The 18,269-nt window shown below is 42.5% G+C and carries 16 protein-coding genes and 1 pseudogene; 14 read left to right on the top strand and 3 right to left on the bottom strand.

Going from position 1 to position 18,269, the window contains the following annotated elements; translation table 11 throughout:
• Positions 1–181 precede the first annotated feature (181 nt).
• The 6 genes from KQI87_RS14670 to galE all read left to right on the top strand — a co-directional run bounded on the left by KQI87_RS14670 (position 182) and on the right by galE (position 7,015).
• Entirely contained in the window at positions 182–1,426 is a 1,245-nt protein-coding gene (locus KQI87_RS14670; protein ID WP_055200988.1) for an ABC transporter substrate-binding protein, read from the top strand.
• Between the two features lie 246 nt (positions 1,427–1,672).
• Positions 1,673–2,578, top strand: coding sequence for a carbohydrate ABC transporter permease (locus KQI87_RS14665; protein ID WP_025580677.1), 906 nt, complete (start codon positions 1,673–1,675; stop codon positions 2,576–2,578).
• 13 nt (positions 2,579–2,591) lie between these two features.
• Positions 2,592–3,470, top strand: a complete 879-nt coding sequence (locus tag KQI87_RS14660) for a carbohydrate ABC transporter permease (RefSeq protein ID WP_019160841.1) — start codon at positions 2,592–2,594, stop codon at positions 3,468–3,470.
• 147 nt (positions 3,471–3,617) lie between these two features.
• Positions 3,618–4,544: a sugar phosphate nucleotidyltransferase gene (locus tag KQI87_RS14655; protein ID WP_026649265.1), complete on the top strand. Its 927-nt coding sequence runs from the start codon at positions 3,618–3,620 to the stop codon at positions 4,542–4,544.
• A gap of 4 nt (positions 4,545–4,548) precedes the next feature.
• Complete coding sequence (locus KQI87_RS14650; RefSeq protein ID WP_216460780.1) at positions 4,549–5,649, top strand: aminoglycoside phosphotransferase family protein; 1,101 nt, start codon at positions 4,549–4,551, stop codon at positions 5,647–5,649.
• A 349-nt stretch (positions 5,650–5,998) separates the two neighbouring features.
• A complete protein-coding gene (gene galE, locus KQI87_RS14645; RefSeq protein WP_026649263.1) occupies positions 5,999–7,015 on the top strand; it encodes a UDP-glucose 4-epimerase GalE in 1,017 nt (338 codons plus the stop codon).
• 80 nt (positions 7,016–7,095) lie between these two features.
• Here the strand turns inward: galE and KQI87_RS14640 are convergent, their stop codons facing one another.
• Both KQI87_RS14640 and KQI87_RS14635 read right to left on the bottom strand, forming a co-directional pair.
• Positions 7,096–7,329, bottom strand: a complete 234-nt coding sequence (locus tag KQI87_RS14640; protein ID WP_216460779.1) for a hypothetical protein — start codon at positions 7,327–7,329, stop codon at positions 7,096–7,098.
• Positions 7,330–7,333: 4 nt separating this feature from the next.
• On the bottom strand, positions 7,334–7,579 hold the full coding sequence (locus KQI87_RS14635) for a type II toxin-antitoxin system RelE family toxin (RefSeq protein ID WP_216460778.1): 246 nt from the start codon (positions 7,577–7,579) through the stop codon (positions 7,334–7,336).
• A 188-nt stretch (positions 7,580–7,767) separates the two neighbouring features.
• Here KQI87_RS14635 and KQI87_RS14630 point away from each other — a divergent pair, with 188 nt between their 5' ends.
• From KQI87_RS14630 to KQI87_RS14595, 8 genes and pseudogenes are all read left to right on the top strand, one after another.
• Positions 7,768–8,577, top strand: coding sequence for a carbon-nitrogen hydrolase family protein (locus KQI87_RS14630; protein ID WP_216460777.1), 810 nt, complete (start codon positions 7,768–7,770; stop codon positions 8,575–8,577).
• Between the two features lie 143 nt (positions 8,578–8,720).
• Positions 8,721–10,832, top strand: coding sequence for a hypothetical protein (locus KQI87_RS14625; RefSeq protein ID WP_216460776.1), 2,112 nt, complete (start codon positions 8,721–8,723; stop codon positions 10,830–10,832).
• Between the two features lie 410 nt (positions 10,833–11,242).
• On the top strand, positions 11,243–12,037 hold the full coding sequence (locus KQI87_RS14620) for an HAD-IIA family hydrolase (RefSeq protein WP_216460775.1): 795 nt from the start codon (positions 11,243–11,245) through the stop codon (positions 12,035–12,037).
• A 100-nt stretch (positions 12,038–12,137) separates the two neighbouring features.
• Entirely contained in the window at positions 12,138–13,271 is a 1,134-nt protein-coding gene (locus tag KQI87_RS14615) for an ABC transporter ATP-binding protein (RefSeq protein WP_216460774.1), read from the top strand.
• 196 nt (positions 13,272–13,467) lie between these two features.
• Positions 13,468–14,325 carry a carbohydrate ABC transporter permease gene (locus KQI87_RS14610; protein WP_026649258.1) on the top strand — a complete coding sequence of 286 codons (858 nt, stop codon included), beginning with the start codon at positions 13,468–13,470 and terminating at the stop codon, positions 14,323–14,325.
• 104 nt (positions 14,326–14,429) lie between these two features.
• A pseudogene (locus KQI87_RS14605) lies at positions 14,430–15,212 on the top strand (extracellular solute-binding protein); the annotation flags it as partial.
• 132 nt (positions 15,213–15,344) lie between these two features.
• On the top strand, positions 15,345–16,088 hold the full coding sequence (locus KQI87_RS14600; protein WP_026649255.1) for a glycerophosphodiester phosphodiesterase: 744 nt from the start codon (positions 15,345–15,347) through the stop codon (positions 16,086–16,088).
• 177 nt (positions 16,089–16,265) lie between these two features.
• A complete protein-coding gene (locus KQI87_RS14595; protein ID WP_216460772.1) occupies positions 16,266–16,565 on the top strand; it encodes a hypothetical protein in 300 nt (99 codons plus the stop codon).
• 75 nt (positions 16,566–16,640) lie between these two features.
• Here the strand turns inward: KQI87_RS14595 and KQI87_RS14590 are convergent, their stop codons facing one another.
• Complete coding sequence (locus KQI87_RS14590) at positions 16,641–18,122, bottom strand: DUF1846 domain-containing protein (protein ID WP_216460771.1); 1,482 nt, start codon at positions 18,120–18,122, stop codon at positions 16,641–16,643.
• Between the last annotated feature and the right edge of the window lie 147 nt (positions 18,123–18,269).

The following is an 18,269-nucleotide window of genomic DNA, read 5'->3' as shown; positions in this document are numbered from 1 at the left end:
ACCAGTTAAAAATGAATTTTTGTACAAAAGAAATGGACGTTTGTGCAAATACTATTTGTGCAAAAATGATAAAATAAGAACTACCAAAAGAAATAATTGTTGAAATTCAACAAAAGAGCGAAAAGAGAGAAAAAGAAGACAAAATGTCAAAACTGACCAAGGAGGAAAAAAGGTTATGGGTATGAAGAAAAAGATGCTTAGTGCAACATTATGTGCGGTTATGGTTGGTTCACTTGCAGCACCGGCTTTCACTGTTCAGGCAGCAGATGATACATTAGTTTACTGGTCAATGTGGGAAGCTACAGAGCCACAGGGACAGGTGATTCAGGAAGCAGTTGACGCTTATACAGAACAGACAGGAGTTAAGGTAGACCTTCAGTTTAAGGGACGTACCGGAAACCGTGAAGCACTTCAGCCTGCACTGGACGGCGGCACACAGATTGATATTTTTGACGAAGATATCGACCGTGTAAACGGAATGTACGGTAAATATCTTCTGGATCTGGAAGATCTTGCGAAAGACAATGACTATGAAGCAACTGCAAACGCAGGTCTGATGGCAGCATGCCGTGATGCCGGCGGCGGCACATTAAAAACAATTCCATATCAGCCAAACGTATTTGCCTTCTTCTATAACAAAGATCTGTTTGAGCAGGCAGGAATCACAGAAGAACCGAAGACATGGGATGAATTCAAAGATGTATGCCAGAAATTAAAAGATGCAGGAATCACACCAATGACTATGGATGATGCCTATGCAACATGTGTGATCGGATATCATCTTGCAAGACTGGTTGGCGAAGATAAAGTAAAAGAAATCGTAACTGAAGGTGAATGGGATGATCCTGCAGTTCTTCAGATGGCACAGGATATCGAAGAACTTGCATCTAACGGATATTATTCAGAGATGGTTGGTTCCAACGTATGGCCTGCAGGTCAGAACACAGAGCTTGCACTTGGAACAGCTGCAATGTATCTGAATGGCTCCTGGTTACCAAACGAAGTAAAAGAGATGGCAGGTCCTGACTTCCACTGGGGATGCTTCGCATATCCGGCACTTACAGACGGAGCAAACGGAATCGAAACAAACAACTTCGGCGCACAGGTATTTGGTATTAACAAAGATACAAAACTTGCAAAAGAAGCATTTGATCTGATCACATTCCTTACAAAAGGTGAATACGACCAGAAACTTGCAGATGAAACTGTAGGTATCCCGGCTGATACAACAAACACAGAATGGCCGGCAATGGTTGAGTGTGCAAAACCTGTTATTGAGCAGAGCACAAACCGTTTCACATGGGCATGCGGTGTAGAATCCAACGTAGATATGACTCCGGTTATCAAAGAAAACTTTATCAAATTAATGGCAGGTTCCATTACAGCAGATGAATTTGTTTCCACTATGCAGGACGCAGCGAAATAAATAAAGAATTTATAGAGATGGTGGCATCGTATCTACGCTGCCGCCATCTGTCTTTTTGAATATCCAGGTTTCAAAGGCAAAAAGTCGTTCGTGCTTGCACGATAAGACTTTTAGACTTGGAAACCGCCAGACATGAGGAAGTAGCGATTTACGAAGTAAATCAGCGGATTCCGAATGGCTGGAGGATTGCGGCAGCGAAGCGTAGCAATCCGTAGATATGGTATAACTTACAAAGGAGGTATTTATTTGAAGAAGAATAAAACGATGATCGTTGTATTTCTGACTCCGGCAGTTTTGCTGTTTCTGGGAATCTTTCTGTATCCGATCATCAGAACAGTGATCATGAGCTTTTTCAAGATCGACGGAGTTACAGATTCCATGGATTTATGGAAATTTGTAGGATTTGGCAACTATACAAAGCTGATGAGTACCAGCTTATTTAAGACTTCATTTTTTAACCTGTTTCGTATCTGGCTGATCGGCGGTCTGGTGGTAATGAGCCTGTCTCTTTTATTTGCAGTTATTCTTACCAGTGGAATCAGAGGAAAGAAATTTTTCCGCGCGATCATTTATATGCCAAATATTGTCAGTGCAGTAGCGCTTGCTACTATGTGGCTGCAGTATGTATACAGTCCAAGATATGGCTTGCTGAAAGATCTTTTTACAGCACTGCATCTGGATAATCTGGCAAAGATCCAGTTCCTGGATAATGACCACAAATTCTGGGCACTGTTGTTTGCATATTGTTTCGGAATGGTTGGATACCATATGCTGATCTGGCTCAGCGGTATTGAGCGTATCAGCCCTGAATATTATGAGGCGGCAACCATTGACGGAGCTACCAAACCGGCACAGTTCCGTTACATGACACTTCCATTGTTAAAGGGAGTATTTAAAACAAACATTACCATGTGGTCTGTAAGCAGTGTAGGCTTTTTTGTATGGTCACAGCTTTTCTCCACAGTAACTGCAGACACACAGACAATTACCCCTTATGTTTATATGTATATGCAGATTTTTGGCGGCGGCAATACAGTTACAGAACGAAATGCAGGTCTGGGAGCTGCCATCGGTGTACTGCTCAGTGTCTGCGTAGTCATTGTATTTACAATCTGTAACAGAGTGATCAAAGATGATGATCTGGAATTTTAAGGAGGGATGAGAAATGGCAAAAGAAAAAGAGGCACGCAGACCCTTTAATCTGAAAAAAGAAGTCAAACTCCTGCCGGGATACATCATCCTGCTGCTCTGGGTAATCTTTACCATTGCGCTTCTGGGATGGGTATTCGGGGCAAGTTTTTCAACAACAGCAGAAATCTTCCAGGGAAAAGCCCTGAAGTTTGAGTCCGGATTACATTTTGAAAATTATGCAAAAGCATGGAACGGGGCCGGAGTTGCAGGCTTCTTCGGAAACTCTCTGATCTATTCAGTAATTTCCTGCACAATACTGATTCTGGTGTGTGCACCTGCAGCTTATGTACTGTCCAGATTTGATTTTATTGCAAACAAATTTATCCAGACCAGCTTCGTATCTGCCATGGGTGTTCCGGCAATCATGGTTGTTCTTCCCCTTTTCAGCATTATTTCCGGTATGGGAATCCTGAATAATGTGGCTGCAGGAAGAACTGTACTGATCATATTGTATGTAGGAATTAATGTACCTTATACGACCATTTTCCTGCTTACATTTTTCAGCAATATTTCCAGGACCTATGAGGAAGCGGCAGCAATCGACGGATGCCCTCCCATGCGTACTTTCTGGAAAATCATGTTTCCCATGGCACAGTCAGGAATCGTAACAGTAACAATCTTTAACTTTATTAATATTTGGAACGAGTATTTCCTGTCACTGATCTTCGCAAGCTCGGATAAGCTGAAACCTGTTGCACCCGGACTTTATGGAATGATTAACTCCATGAAATATACAGGTGACTGGGCCGGAATGTTTGCAGCGGTGATCATTGTATTCCTGCCGACATTTATTCTGTATATTTTCCTGTCAGAGAAGATTATCGGCGGTGTTACCGGTGGTATTAAGGGATAATAGAGGACAGCAGGGCAGTAACAATTGTGAAAGGTATTATGTAACACGTTTTGACCTCAAAATCATAGTATGATAAGATGAATGTAAAAAAGTTACCAGGCAGTCTGAGAGTAACGAAAAACATTTAAAGAAAAGAGGAAAAAAATCATGAAGAAACCAGTATTAGTAGTTATGGCAGCAGGTATGGGAAGCCGTTACGGCGGTCTGAAACAGATCGATCCGGTGGATAAAGAGGGACACATCATCATGGATTTCTCCATTTATGATGCAGTACAGGCCGGATTCCAAAAAGTAGTATTTATTATCAAAAAAGAAAATGAAGCAGACTTCAGAAGCGCCATCGGTGACCGCCTCAGCAATCAGCTGGAAGTATCATATGTTTTCCAGGATCTTCACAATATTCCGGAAGGCTATGAAGTACCGGAAGGACGTGTGAAACCATGGGGAACCGGACATGCCGTATTAAGCTGTATCAATGAAATCGACGGACCATTCGTTGTGATCAATGCAGATGACTATTATGGAAGCCATGCATTTAAGATGGCATATGATTTCCTGACAGAGAACGAAGATACCGCAGATACTTACAGATATATGATGGTCGGCTATAAACTGGAAAATACTTTGACAGAGAATGGCCATGTGGCAAGAGGTGTGTGCGTTACAGATGAAGAAGGACATCTTCTTAAGATCAACGAGCGTACCCATATCGAAAAGCATGACGGCGGCACAGCTTATACAGAAGACGATGGAAAAACATGGACTATGCTTCCGGAAGGCAGTACAGTATCCATGAATATGTGGGGATTTTCAGCAAGCATTCTGAAAGAGCTGAAAGACAGATTCCCTAAATTCCTGGATGAGAATCTGAAAGTAAACCCGCTGAAATGCGAATATTTCCTGCCATTTGTAGTAGATGAACTTCTCGGTGAGAAGAGAGCAACTGTAAAAGTTCTGAAATCTATGGATAAATGGTATGGTGTAACCTACAAAGAAGATAAACCTGTGGTAGTAGCTGCCATTCAGAATTTAAAAGATGGAGGGCTGTATCCACAGAGATTATGGGAGGAATAATTGAGTGGAAATTAACCGGGAAATAAAGAATATCACCAGTGCATTTGTTCTGGAAGATAATCTGACAGAATGTATTCCTTATGGAAGCGGACATATCAATGATACTTACCGACTGACTTACGGTACAGGCAAACATTATATTCTTCAGAAAATGAACAGGAGTATTTTTACCAAACCTGTGGAACTGATGGAGAATGTCAGCGGTGTTACTGCCTGGCTGAAGAAAAAGATCCAGGAAAACGGTGGAGATGTGGAGAGAGAGACTCTGAATCTTGTGATGACAAAGGATGGACTTCCTTATTATGTAGATGAGGACGGGGAATACTGGAGAGTATATTTGTTCATTGAAGATGCCACATGCTATGACATGGTAAAAGATGAGGAAGATTTTTACCAGAGTGCAGTTGCTTTCGGACATTTCCAGAGGCTGCTTGCAGACTATCCGGCAGAAACTCTTCATGAGACTATCGTAAATTTTCATAATACGGTGGACAGGCTGGATAAGTTTAAAACTGCTGTGGAAAAAGATATATGTCACAGAGCAGCAGATGTGGAAAAAGAGATTCAGTTTGTGCTGGACCGCACAGAACTGGCACATGTCCTGTGCGATATGCAGGATCAGGGAAAACTGCCGTTACGTGTTACACATAATGATACCAAGCTGAATAACATTATGATCGATAATGCAACGGGAAAAGCCATCTGTGTGATTGACCTTGATACTGTAATGCCGGGGCTTTCCGTAAATGATTTCGGTGATTCTATCCGCTTTGGCGCAAGTACCGGAGCAGAGGATGAGAAAGACCTGACGAAGGTGTCCTGCGATCTTCACTTGTATGAAGTTTATGTTAAAGGCTTCATTGAAGGCTGTGGCGGTGCGTTGACTGAGACAGAATTGGATATGCTTCCCATGGGAGCAATCCTTATGACTTTTGAATGTGGAATGCGTTTTCTCACAGACTATCTGGAGGGAGATCATTATTTCAAGATTCACAGAGAGGGACATAATCTGGATCGCTGCAGAACACAGTTTAAACTGGTGAAAGACATGGAAGAAAAACTTTCCCGGATGAAAGAGATTGTAAATAAGTATAAACAGGTATAAAAAAACGTAAATGTCCATAAAGACTTGTGTTTATGAACTGATTCGGATAGAATTATCCTGCGGGGATATGAGAGAAATCATATTTTCGCAGGATTTTCTACAATACATGATTTTTCAGACACGCTCTAGGCAACGGTATTTTACAGTTCTGAATATAGGGTGCTGTAAAATACAGAAGTAAATTTTGCAGATGTGAAACAGGATATTCGCAGAATTTTATAGATTACACTCAGAATTATCAAGGATATTTCTGACGCTGTGAACTAATATAGGTATTGTTGAAAGAGAAAAAAACAGAAATTGCAAAAAACAGGTATTGTAGCAGGAAGACAGGTTAGGAGGAATTATTATGGCAATTTTAGTTACAGGTGGAGCAGGCTATATTGGAAGCCATACAGTTGTAGAATTGCAGAACGCAGGATATGATGTTGTAGTTCTGGATAACTTAAGCAATGCAAGTGAGAAATCTCTGGACAGAGTTTCCAAGATCACAGGCAAACCAGTGAAATTCTACAAAGCAGATATTCTGGACCGTGATGCTTTAAATGAAGTTTTTGATAAAGAAGACATTGATTCCTGCATTCATTTCGCAGGTCTGAAAGCAGTAGGAGAATCTGTTGTAAAACCTTGGGAATATTACGAAAATAACATTGCAGGAACCTTAACACTGGTAGATGTAATGAGAAAACATAATGTAAAGAACATTATTTTCTCTTCATCTGCAACTGTATACGGAGATCCGGCCATCATCCCGATCACAGAAGAGTGCCCGAAAGGACAGTGCACAAACCCATATGGATGGACAAAATCCATGCTTGAACAGATCCTGACAGACATCCAGAAAGCAGATCCGGAATGGAACGTAGTTCTTCTTCGTTACTTCAACCCGATCGGTGCTCACAAGAGTGGAACTATCGGAGAGAATCCAAACGGAATCCCGAACAATCTGATGCCATACATCACACAGGTTGCAGTTGGAAAACTGAAAGAACTTGGTGTATTCGGAAACGACTACGATACACCAGACGGAACAGGTGTAAGAGATTACATCCATGTAGTTGACCTTGCAAAAGGACATGTAAAAGCCCTTAAGAAAATCGAAGACAACTCCGGATTAAGCATCTACAACCTTGGTACAGGAAAAGGTTACAGCGTTCTTGATATCGTAAAGAATTTCGAAGCAGCTACAGGCGTTAAGATTCCATACGTGATCAAACCACGCCGTGCAGGAGATATCGCTACATGCTACTCCGACGCTTCCAAAGCAGAAAGAGAACTCGGATGGAAAGCAGAAAACGACATCAAAGAAATGTGCGCCGACTCCTGGAGATGGCAGTCCAATAACCCGAATGGTTATGATGACTAATTAATACAGAATACAAACATCCCCCACACATGGGAAGAATAGCTCATGTGTGGGGGATATTTTGAATGTAAATATGAAAATTACAAATTAAGTTCTTTCATTAGTTCTTCCTGAGAAATAAATTCATGACAGTCAGGATTGTTTTCAATTTCTTTTAACATCATTAAATCTACTTCATCAGGTTCTACTTCCTCAATATTTGTAAATAAATCAGGAGCTGTAAAATGTTTTTGGATGATATGCCAGAAGATATCAGCGTCCCTATCGCTCATAATGGATACAGCACCTATAATACGTTCTTTAACAGCTGTCATAAAGTCACACCCCTTTATATACTTGTCCACGATTATCAATAATTTGGATAAAGATAATGTTTTCTACATTATCAAAAATTACGCGATAATCACCTATGCGTAATCGACGACCATTCCTGTTCTGTAATTTCTTTACATCGCCCTTAGGTAAATTAGAAATTGCGTTGATAATACGTTTTTGAGTTACAATCTCTTGTTTCTTTAAAAATTTAAGGGCTTGTTTTGAATATTTGATTTCCAGTTTTCTCACTCCTTTACGAAATTATGATAAAAATTGCTATTTTTTATCTTTCGTAAAGCAGAAATTATTCTGGTATTTTTAATATAGCATATAAAAATGATGGAATCAACTTTATCTAACATGATTGCTACTGTATTTTTTATTGCTATAATATAGGTAGAAAACTATGTCATTAATACAGAAAGGACAGGATACAAATGAAAGTAGCAGCAATCCAGATGCCCACAGTAAAAGATAAATTGCAGAATATCCGCACTGCAGGCACTTATATAGAAAAAATAAAAGCAGAAAATCCGGACTTCGTGATTCTCCCGGAAATGTTCTGCTGTCCATATCAGACTGAAAACTTCCCAATTTATGCAGAAAAAGAAGGCGGCCCATCCTGGCAGGCAATGTCTGATTATGCCAGAAAATACCATATTTATCTGATCGCAGGCTCCATGCCGGAAACAGATGAGTCAGGAAATGTTTATAATACTTCTTATATTTTTGACAGAGCCGGAAAACAGATCGGCAAACACAGAAAAGCCCACCTTTTCGATATCAATGTAAAAAATGGACAGTACTTTAAAGAATCCGATACTTTAACTCCGGGAGACCACGCCACAGTATTTGATACTGAATTCGGAAAAATGGGTGTCATGATCTGTTACGACATCCGCTTCCCTGAATTTGCCCGAACAATGGTGCTGGACGGTGTGAAGATGATTTTCGTCCCGGCAGCATTTAATATGACTACAGGTCCTGCACACTGGGAACTCAGTTTCCGTGCAAGAGCCCTTGATAACCAGATTTACATGCTTGGATGCGCTCCTGCACGAGACACACAGGCAGGCTACATTTCCTGGGGACATTCCATTGTGACCGATCCCTGGGGACAGGTTATGAAACAACTGGATGAGAAAGAAGGCATCTTAATAGAAGAAATAAATCTGGACTGCGAAGACCAGATTCGAGAGCAGCTTCCATTATTAAAGCATCGCAAATGTGAGATGTATCATTTATAAGAAAAATAAGAGGACACATTTTCTTCGTAAACTTACCATAAATCAGACACATTTATCAGATATAGTCATACTATCAACAAAAACAAAAGAAACAGAGAAACTAAAAAAATAAGAATTAGAAAAGTATAAAGAGAGGTATCACTATGAAGTATAAACATCTGGCAATGATTATGGGAGTTATGATCACAGCAACATCTGTTGGATCAGCAGAAACAGCATTTGCAGCAGACAGCAAGACAGAAAGTACTCAGGATGCAGGCGACACCACAGAAGATACAGCAGAGGCATCAGATAAAGAAGAATCAAATGAAATCCTTGGAGAAGTAAAGTCCGTAGAAGATGGAAAAATCACCATCGCAGTAGGAACCAGAAAAGAAATGGGCCAGCCTGGTGAACAGCCGCAGGGCGGCGAAAATGGCGAAGCGCCGGAGAAACCGGACGGAGATGATGCAAAGGCAGATGGTGATGCTAAAGATTCTGAAGATGCAGATGGAAAAAAAACAGACGATGCCAGCACAGACGAGTCAGCAGATACAGATGAAGGAACAGAAGACACAGAATCAACGGACGAAGCATCAGACAGCAACGGTGATGGACAGGGTGCTCCAGATGGAGAAAAACCATCTATGTTAGACTTGACAGGAGAAGAACAGGAAATCACAGTTACAGACAGTACAGTAATCACAAAACAGACCATGGGCGGCGGCCAGGGTGCACCTGGCGGAGAGGCTCCGGAGAAACCAGATGGGGATAACGGAGAAGCACCAGAAAAACCTGATGGCCAGGCTCCAGACGATGCAGGTCAGACTCAAGAAATTACATTAGATGACATTAAAGAAGGTGATGTAGTAGCCATCACATTAGACGATGACGGAAACGCAGCAACCATCACAGTTCAGTCCATGGAAATGGGCGGCGGTCAGGGAGGTCCTGGCAGTCAGGCTTCCGGTGTGGACAGCTATGATGCAGCTAACGAATACAGCTCAGACGAAACAGTTTCCGATACATCTCTGGAATCCACAGGAACAGACGAAAACGCGGCACTTGTTTCCAATGGCGCAGAAGTTACATTTAATAACGACGCAATCTCCAGAACATCTTCCGACAGCCAGGGCGGTGACAACTCCAGTTTCTATGGCGTAGGTGCCGCAGTCCTTGCCACAGACGGAACAGCATATGTCAAAGACAGCACAGTAACAACAGACAGCAAAGGCGGCGCAGGACTTTTTGCATACGGCGATGGAACTGTATACGCAGCAGATACAGATATCACCACACAGCAGGATACCTCAGGTGGAATCCACGCAGCAGGTGGCGGAACGCTTTACGCATGGGATCTGAGTGTAGAGACAAACGGTGAATCTTCAGCAGCTATCCGCAGTGACAGAGGCGGTGGAACAATGGTAGTAGACGGCGGTACTTATACATCTAACGGCGTAGGCTCTCCGGCAGTTTACTGTACCGCAGATATCGCAGTCAACAATGCAGAACTGACAGCAAACGGTTCAGAAGCAGTATGCATCGAGGGATTAAACTCCCTGAGACTCTACAACAGCAACCTGACTGGAAATATGAGCGATGATGACCAGAACGACACAACATGGACAGTCATCCTTTATCAGAGCATGTCCGGTGACTCCGAAGTAGGTAACAGCACATTCCAGATGGATGGCGGTACGATCACATCTAAGAACGGCGGCTTATTCTACACAACCAACACGGAATGCACCATTGCATTAAAAGACGTAGATATCACATACAATGATGACAGTGAATTCTTCCTGCAGTGCACAGGAAACAACAACCAGCGTGGATGGGGTCAGAGTGGTGCCAATGGATCCGACTGCAACTTTACCGCAGACAGCCAGGATATGAAGGGCAATGTAATCTGGGATTCCATCAGCGACCTTGACTTCTACATGACCAACGGCAGCACACTGGAAGGTGCATTCGTCAATGACGAAACTTATGCAGGAAACGGCGGAGACGGTTACTGCAACGTAGTGATCGACAAAGACTCTACTTGGACAGTAACAGGCGATAGCACCATCACATCCCTGTCAAACGAAGGAACCATCACAGATGCAGATGGCAAAACAGTTTCCATCGTAGGTACAGACGGAACTACTTATGTAGAGGGCGACAGTGATTATACGATCACAGTAGGCTCCTATCAGGACAAGGCAGATACCTCAAGTGCCACAGCAATCGATGACTGGTCCAACTATGAAGTAGAAAGACCGGAATCACTGTAAAACAAGAAAATATATATTAGAAGCCTATAAGAATAGTAGGTGAGTTTTGGATAAATATATAAAATCTAAGTAAAGTAGAAAAATGTTTCATCTAAAATGCCTTAACCGGATCAAGTAAACCTCCTGCTTCAATTGTGGAATGCAATAAGCAGTGGGGAGGGACTAAGGCATAAAAGGCAGCTAAGACAATAACAATAAAACAAAAATGTAAAAAAATCACGGCGAACAACCGTGATTTTTTTATATGCATTTAACAATTATTTGACGTAAACAAGATTGTTGGCGACACCAAAAAGTTTTTATAATAATGCCAGTGGTCAAAAACAGCCAGCAGCACAGACAGAAATAAATACACAAAGCTGACTGTCAGTACAGAGAATTAAAAGAGAAAAAGAGGAGACCAATTTAACATGCATCACAATCTTGCATCAATGATAAAAGAAAAAAAGCTGTTTCTTCTGGACATTGACGGAACTGTTGCTTTGGGAAGCGAGCTGCTTCCAGGTGCGGCAGACTTTCTTCAAACAGTAAAAGAAAACGGCGGAATTTTCCGCTTCCTGACAAATAATTCATCTAAAGCCGCCAACGATTATGTAGAACAGTTTCATGACTGGGGAATTGAAACGACAGAAGACGAATTTATCACTGCCGGAACTTATGCCAGAGATTTCATGAAGAAATATTACGGAAATAAAAAAATCCTGGTAGCAGCTACCGAAACCTACTGCAGTGAACTGCGAAAAGCAGGCCTGAACATTACAGATCAGGCAGGGGATGATGTAGACTGTGTACTCTGTGCTTATGATACAGAACTTACTTACGAGAAACTGATTCAGGTCTGTAAACAGCTCACGGAGACAAATGTTCCCTGGTTTGCAACAAATCCGGATCTGCGGTGTCCGATTGATTTTGGAATGGTGCCGGACTGCGGATCTATCTGCCGGATGATCACTGCATCCGTTGGCAGAGAACCGGAATACATCGGCAAACCGGCACCCGGAATGGTGTACGCCTGTCTGGAAGAAACAGGATGCACTCCGAAGCAGACCCTGCTCATCGGTGACAGAATCTACACAGACATGGAATGTGGCAAACGCGCAGGAGTTGACAGTTGCCTGGTATTGACAGGCGAAGCCAGTGCAGAAGAATGGAAAAATGGCTTCCAGTGCCAGTCACTGGGAAAACTTGCCGGATATTTTTCATAAAGATATCTGCAAAGGCATTATGCTGTTAAATCAGCCCGTCACAAGATATCTGATGAAAAATATTGATTGTAAAAGTTGTAAAAGCAGGAGAGGAAATGAAATGTCGGAAATCATATTAAGAGACATCTGTAAAAGCTACGAAAACGGCTTTCAGGCAGTAAAGAATTTTAATCTGGAAATAGAAAAAGGTGAGCTGATAGTATTCGTTGGTCCGTCCGGATGTGGAAAATCAACCACACTCCGAATGATCGCCGGACTGGAAGATATCAGTGATGGTGAATTATGGATAGGAGACAAACTAGTCAATTATCTGGAACCAAAAGAGCGTGACCTGGCAATGGTTTTCCAGAGCTACGCCCTCTATCCACAGATGAACATTTACGATAACATCGCTTTTTCTTTACAGGTAAGAAAAGTACCGAAAAAAGAAATTGATAAAAGAGTTCACCATGTAGCAGAACTTCTGGGACTGGAAAATCTGCTCAGACAAAGGCCAAAGAACCTTTCCGGCGGCCAGCGTCAGCGAGTAGCCATCGGAAATGCCATCATCCGTGAGCCAAAAGTACTTCTCATGGATGAACCGTTATCCAATCTGGATGCCAAGCTTCGTACCCAGATGCGGGTAGAACTTGCAAACATTCACAAAGCTCTTGGAAATACGATCATCTACGTTACCCATGATCAGACAGAAGCAATGACTCTGGGAGACAGGATTGTAGTAATGAATCAGGGCGTGGTACAGCAGGCAGATGCGCCGCAGAACCTGTACGATTACCCGGTAAACCGTTTCGTTGCAGGATTCATTGGTTCTCCATCCATGAACTTTATCAAAGGACTGGTAATAGAAAAAGTAGGAATCCCTACATTCTGCACTGAGAATGACGGAGATATCCCGATCCCGGATTTCTTATGGAAAATCCTGAAGCGTCAGGGTTATGTTGGCAGAAATATCGAACTCGGAATCCGCCCGGAGCATTTTCTGGAAAGACCAGCAGGAGCAGATACCAGAGGCGAGTGGAAAATGGAAGTTACAGTCACAGCCAGAGAACTTCTGGGAGCGGAGGTCATCCTCCATTTCAACCACAACGGGCAGGACTGCTGCGCAAAAGTTTCCGGTGACAGTCTGATTGATAAAGGCGATAAAGTAACGCTCTGGATCGATATGGCATATATTTCTGCGTTTGACCTGGAAACGCAGGAAAATATTACTCTGAGAAAAGGCGTTTTTTCATAAAGGCATAGACAATTACATTTTACAGCCAAAAATGTTTTTATAACTTTGAGAAAGTTTTGCGGTAATGTTTGTTAATTATCACAATTAAAGAAGAGTTTTTCTTTGATATAGCCAAAGTAACAATGTAAAAATGCAGCAGTGTGGTTCTGGAGTTATCTGTAACTCATAAAAAATAAAAAGGAAAGGTGTTCAACACATGAAGAAGTTAAAAAACACAGGTGCCTACGCATACCTGCTCCCAAGTTTCCTGATCTTCGGAATCTTCTTATTCTATCCGTTTTTTAAGACCTTATACTTAAGTCTCTTTAAAACAAATAAGATGGGACAGGCAAAATTATTCGTAGGACTTGGCAATTACAAAGAATTATTACAGTCATCCTCATTCTGGAACAGTCTGGCAGTAACCCTGATCTTTGTTGTGATCGTAGTAGCAGTCAGCATGATCCTGGGACTTACAACAGCAGTTCTCTGCAACAAAACATTCCCTGGAATCCGCTTTTTCAGTACTGCGTATGCACTGCCGATGGCAATCGCATCCAGCTCCGCAGCTATGATCTTCAAGATCATGCTTCATCCGTCCGTGGGAATCATCAACAAGATTTTCCATCTGGATATCAACTGGGTCAGTGATCCGAAATATGCACTGATCTGCGTAGCAGTTCTTACTGCATGGCTCAATAGCGGGATCAACTTCCTGTATTTTTCAGCAGGATTAAGTAACATTGATGAAACTATTTATGAACGGGCTTCTGTAGACGGAGCAAGTTCATTTCAGAAATTCTACCGCCTGACACTTCCGGGACTGGCACCAATGATGTTCTATACATTAGTAGTAAACATCATCCAGGCATTTCAGTCATTCGGACAGGTCAAGATCCTGACACAGGGCGGTCCGGGAGAATCTACAAACCTGATCGTGTACTCTATTTACAGAGATGCATTCTTTAACTACCGTTTTGGAAGTGCAGCAGCCCAGTCAGTTGTACTTTTCCTGATCGTGCTGGTACTTACACTGGTAATGTTTAAAATCGAGAAAAAAGGAGTGAAATATTAATGTCACAGATAGGCAGCATCACTGCTGAAAAAGAAAAACAGATGGCTCTGGAACGCCAGAAGTTTCAGGAAGCAAAGGCAAAAATGCTGGCGCAGCAGAAATATAACCTTGTAAACAAAGGCGGCGCAGGAGAAGCATTATCCATGGGAATCTACGGATGGTTCTTCGAAGAATTCATGTGCAAACAGGGCCTTGAGTATGTAGACAACGGAAACGGACGTGAGGCAGCAGCTGAGAAAGTTGTATTTGACGAAAACGGCGGCGCTCTGAATATCCTCAATGAGTGGAAGAAACTCTATGACGCAGGTTATGCACCAAATGTAGGAAGAGGCGGAGATTCCGGACTTGCTGATTTCTCATCAGGAAAAGCTGCTATCACATTAGGCTCCACAGCATCCCTGAAACAGATCCTGCAGGATGTAAACGGTTCCTTTGAAGTAGGTACTGCATACTTCCCATCCATCACAGATGATGACAAAGGTGGTGTATCCATCGGTGGTGCTTCCCTCTGGATGCTCGACAACCAGGATGACGCAAAGAAAGCTGCAACATGGGAATTCGTAAAATATCTGGTATCTGCAGAATCCCAGGCATACTGGAATGCACAGACAGGATACTTCCCTGTAACAACAGCAGCACATGACGAACAGGTATTCAAAGACAACATCGCAGAATACCCACAGTTCCAGACAGCCATCGACCAGCTCCATGATTCCGCACCGGAATATGCAGGCGCACTCCTCAGCGTATTCCCGGAAGCACGTTCCATCGTAGAAACAGAAATCGAGAACATGCTCAATGGAAAACAGTCCGCAGAAGATGCAGTCAGCAAAATGGCTTCTGATATGAACAAATCTATCGAAGATTATAACTTACTGAATGAATAAAAAATATTGATAACAGTATACCGAGAGGTGTTATAATCATTCACAGGAAAAATATTTATATTTAAATGATGACAGGGAACTGCGTATGCGGTTCCCTGTTTATGAAGATTAAAAAAGAGAGGCAGAAAAAAAATGACAGAAACAGCAAAGAGAACAACAAAAGTATGGGCACACAGAGGTGCCAGCGGATACAAACCGGAGAACACTCTGGAAGCATTTGAACTCGCCATCAAACAAGGCGCAGACGGAATCGAACTGGATGTACATACATCCGCAGACGGTGAACTCATCGTTATGCACGACGAAACCGTAGACCGCGTCACAGATGGAACTGGACTGATCAAAGACATGACCCTGGCGCAGTTAAAAGAATTAAAAGTCAGTACCCCTGCAGAACCAACCGGAATCTACCGCGTCCCAACTCTGGCAGAAGTACTGGATCTCATGCGCACCACAGATATGATGGTAAACATCGAACTAAAGAACAGCATCTGCTTCTATCCAGGAATGGAAGAGAAAATCCTGAAACTGGTAAAAGAAATGAACATGGAAGACCAGCTGATCTATTCCTCTTTTAACCATTACAGCCTGTTACAGTTAAAACAGCTCGACGACCATGTACAGACCGGAATCCTTTTCAGCGACGGATGGGTAAACCCAGCCATGTACGCTAAAAATCTCGGAATCAACGCCGTACACCCGGCAGTTTACCACCTGAAATACCCACAGTTCATGGAAGAAGTTAAACGCGCCGGCCTGAAAATGCACGTATGGACCGCCAACAAACCAGAACACATCCAGCTTGTAAAAGATGCAGGCGCAGAAGCCGTCATCACCAATTATCCGGACAGAGCATTAGAGATTGTAAATAGTTAAGAGGATAAAATCATCCACTTCAGTATTTTCTTGATTCAATCAAATAAAGATATTGACAGATGTGCCTGACAATGATAATTTAAAGATAAATAGAGGTAAATGAAGAAATTTCTGACAAAATCTAAGACGTGAGACATAGGTGAGGTGTCCTATATCTGATGAAGAGGAGAAATGAGTATGCGGTGGAATACAAATGCATTTGTTGGTACAATACTTGTTGTTTCTTTGATTATTATCAGTATCGTAAAACCAGGCGGTATTATTGAAGAAAAAATTACTTCCAATGGAAAACTTGATGCAAGAAAAGCATACAATACCATTGGAATCAGCATGACGATATGCCTTTTAAATGGCGGATTAATATTGTATGCTGGTGATCAGCGCCCGATTTTATTAATCCTCGCAATTATCATTTTTGCGTTGGATATTTTCCTTACGATTAGATATGTAAACAGTGGAAGAATAGACAGAAAATAGTATAATAAAAATCTCCTCCTGTTCATATGAAATAATCATATGTTCAGAGAGGAGATTTTTTATGCTATTGTGAAATTATTTCTGCAGCTTCTTAGCATGCTCAGATTTCGGCTCGCAAGTAAGCTCTACGCCCAGCTTACGGAACTCCAGAATATCCACCTGAGACAGCAGCACAGAAGTATGAACCTGGCAGCCCTTTAATTTCGGGATCTGCTGCAGTGCAAGCTTCGCATCTTCATTATCAGCAGCACTGATAGAAAGCGCGATCAGAGTCTCATCAGAATGCAGTCTCGGGTTCCTGCTTCCAAGATATTCTGTCTTCAGAGTCTGGATCGGTCTTAAAGCTTCCGGAGAGATTACGTGTTTGCTATGGTCAATTCCTGCCAGCTCTTTCAGTGCATTCAGAATCAGAGCAGAGGAAGCACCAAGCAGATCGGAAGTCTTTCCTGTAATGATACGTCCATCATCAAGCTCCATGGCAGCAGCAGGTGCACCGGTTTCTTCCTCGCGCTGCAGTGCAGCCGGGACAACCTTGCGGTCTTCCAATGCAACATGAGCCTGTTTCAGCAGAAGTTCGATCTTATAAACTTCTTCTTCACGTCCGGTTCCGCGAACCAGAGCTTCCATGCTCTTATAATATCTGCGGATGATTTCCTGGCGTGCAGCTTCCTTGCAGGATTCATCATCAACGATACAGTTACCGGCCATATTTACGCCCATATCTGTCGGAGATTTGTAAGGGCACTCGCCCATGATCTTCTCAAACATAGCCTGAAGAACAGGGAAAACTTCAACGTCACGGTTGTAGTTAATAGTAGTCTCACCGTATGCTTCCAGATGGAACGGGTCGATCATATTGACATCATTTAAGTCAGCAGTAGCTGCTTCATATGCCAGGTTTACCGGATGCTTCAGCGGGATATTCCAGATCGGGAAAGTTTCAAATTTCGCATATCCGGCTTTGACACCACGTTTGTATTCATGATAAAGCTGGGAAAGGCAGGTAGCCATTTTTCCGCTTCCCGGTCCGGGAGCAGTGATGACAACCAGCGGTCTTGTTGTTTCGATATAATCATTCTTGCCGTATCCCTCATCGCTTACGATCAGAGAAGTGTTGTTCGGATAACCAGGGATTAGATAAAGCACGTAAACCTTAATTCCAAGCTTCTCCAGACGTTTCTTGAACGCATCTGCGCTTTCCTGGCCTGCATACTGAGTAATGCAGACGCTTCCTACATAAAGACCGCGCTCTGTAAACACTTCCATAAGACGGAGTACGTCTTCATCATAAGTAATACCAAGGTCACCTCTGACTTTGTTCTTGTCAATATCAGCAGCACTGATTACGATGACGATCTCTGCCTGATCAGAAAGCTGCATCAGCATGCGCAGTTTACTGTCCGGCTCAAATCCCGGAAGAACTCTGGAAGCATGGTAGTCATCAAAAAGCTTGCCGCCAAATTCCAGATAAAGTTTGTTTCCAAACTTGCTGATACGTTCCCGAATATGTTCGGACTGCATTTTCAGATACTTGTCGTTGTCAAATCCTATCTTCATTTGTTAATTTCCTTTCCCATCACATTAATCACATAAGTCATATTTTGAGTACTGCCCATTTGGAATATCCCGCGAGGCGTTTTGACATGAATATGCCAAAATCCCGAGACATACAGCGCGAATTTATGCGGTCAGCATAAATTCTGT

The organism is Blautia sp. MSJ-9 (assembly GCF_018919065.1).
GTDB lineage: Bacteria > Bacillota > Clostridia > Lachnospirales > Lachnospiraceae > Blautia_A.
The sequence above is the reverse complement of the archived record's forward strand: the minus strand, read 5'-3'. Positions and strand labels throughout refer to the sequence as shown.

Coding starts and splice junctions, on each gene's coding strand:
- KQI87_RS14660 (WP_019160841.1), top strand. CDS start 2,592: ATGGCAAAAGAAAAAGAGGCACGCAGACCCTTTAATCTGAAAAAAGAA.
- KQI87_RS14600 (WP_026649255.1), top strand. CDS start 15,345: ATGACAGAAACAGCAAAGAGAACAACAAAAGTATGGGCACACAGAGGT.
- KQI87_RS14595 (WP_216460772.1), top strand. CDS start 16,266: ATGCGGTGGAATACAAATGCATTTGTTGGTACAATACTTGTTGTTTCT.
- KQI87_RS14615 (WP_216460774.1), top strand. CDS start 12,138: ATGTCGGAAATCATATTAAGAGACATCTGTAAAAGCTACGAAAACGGC.
- galE (WP_026649263.1), top strand. CDS start 5,999: ATGGCAATTTTAGTTACAGGTGGAGCAGGCTATATTGGAAGCCATACA.
- KQI87_RS14610 (WP_026649258.1), top strand. CDS start 13,468: ATGAAGAAGTTAAAAAACACAGGTGCCTACGCATACCTGCTCCCAAGT.
- KQI87_RS14620 (WP_216460775.1), top strand. CDS start 11,243: ATGCATCACAATCTTGCATCAATGATAAAAGAAAAAAAGCTGTTTCTT.
- KQI87_RS14655 (WP_026649265.1), top strand. CDS start 3,618: ATGAAGAAACCAGTATTAGTAGTTATGGCAGCAGGTATGGGAAGCCGT.
- KQI87_RS14630 (WP_216460777.1), top strand. CDS start 7,768: ATGAAAGTAGCAGCAATCCAGATGCCCACAGTAAAAGATAAATTGCAG.
- KQI87_RS14590 (WP_216460771.1), bottom strand. CDS start 18,122: ATGAAGATAGGATTTGACAACGACAAGTATCTGAAAATGCAGTCCGAA.
- KQI87_RS14625 (WP_216460776.1), top strand. CDS start 8,721: ATGAAGTATAAACATCTGGCAATGATTATGGGAGTTATGATCACAGCA.
- KQI87_RS14670 (WP_055200988.1), top strand. CDS start 182: ATGAAGAAAAAGATGCTTAGTGCAACATTATGTGCGGTTATGGTTGGT.
- KQI87_RS14640 (WP_216460779.1), bottom strand. CDS start 7,329: ATGACAGCTGTTAAAGAACGTATTATAGGTGCTGTATCCATTATGAGC.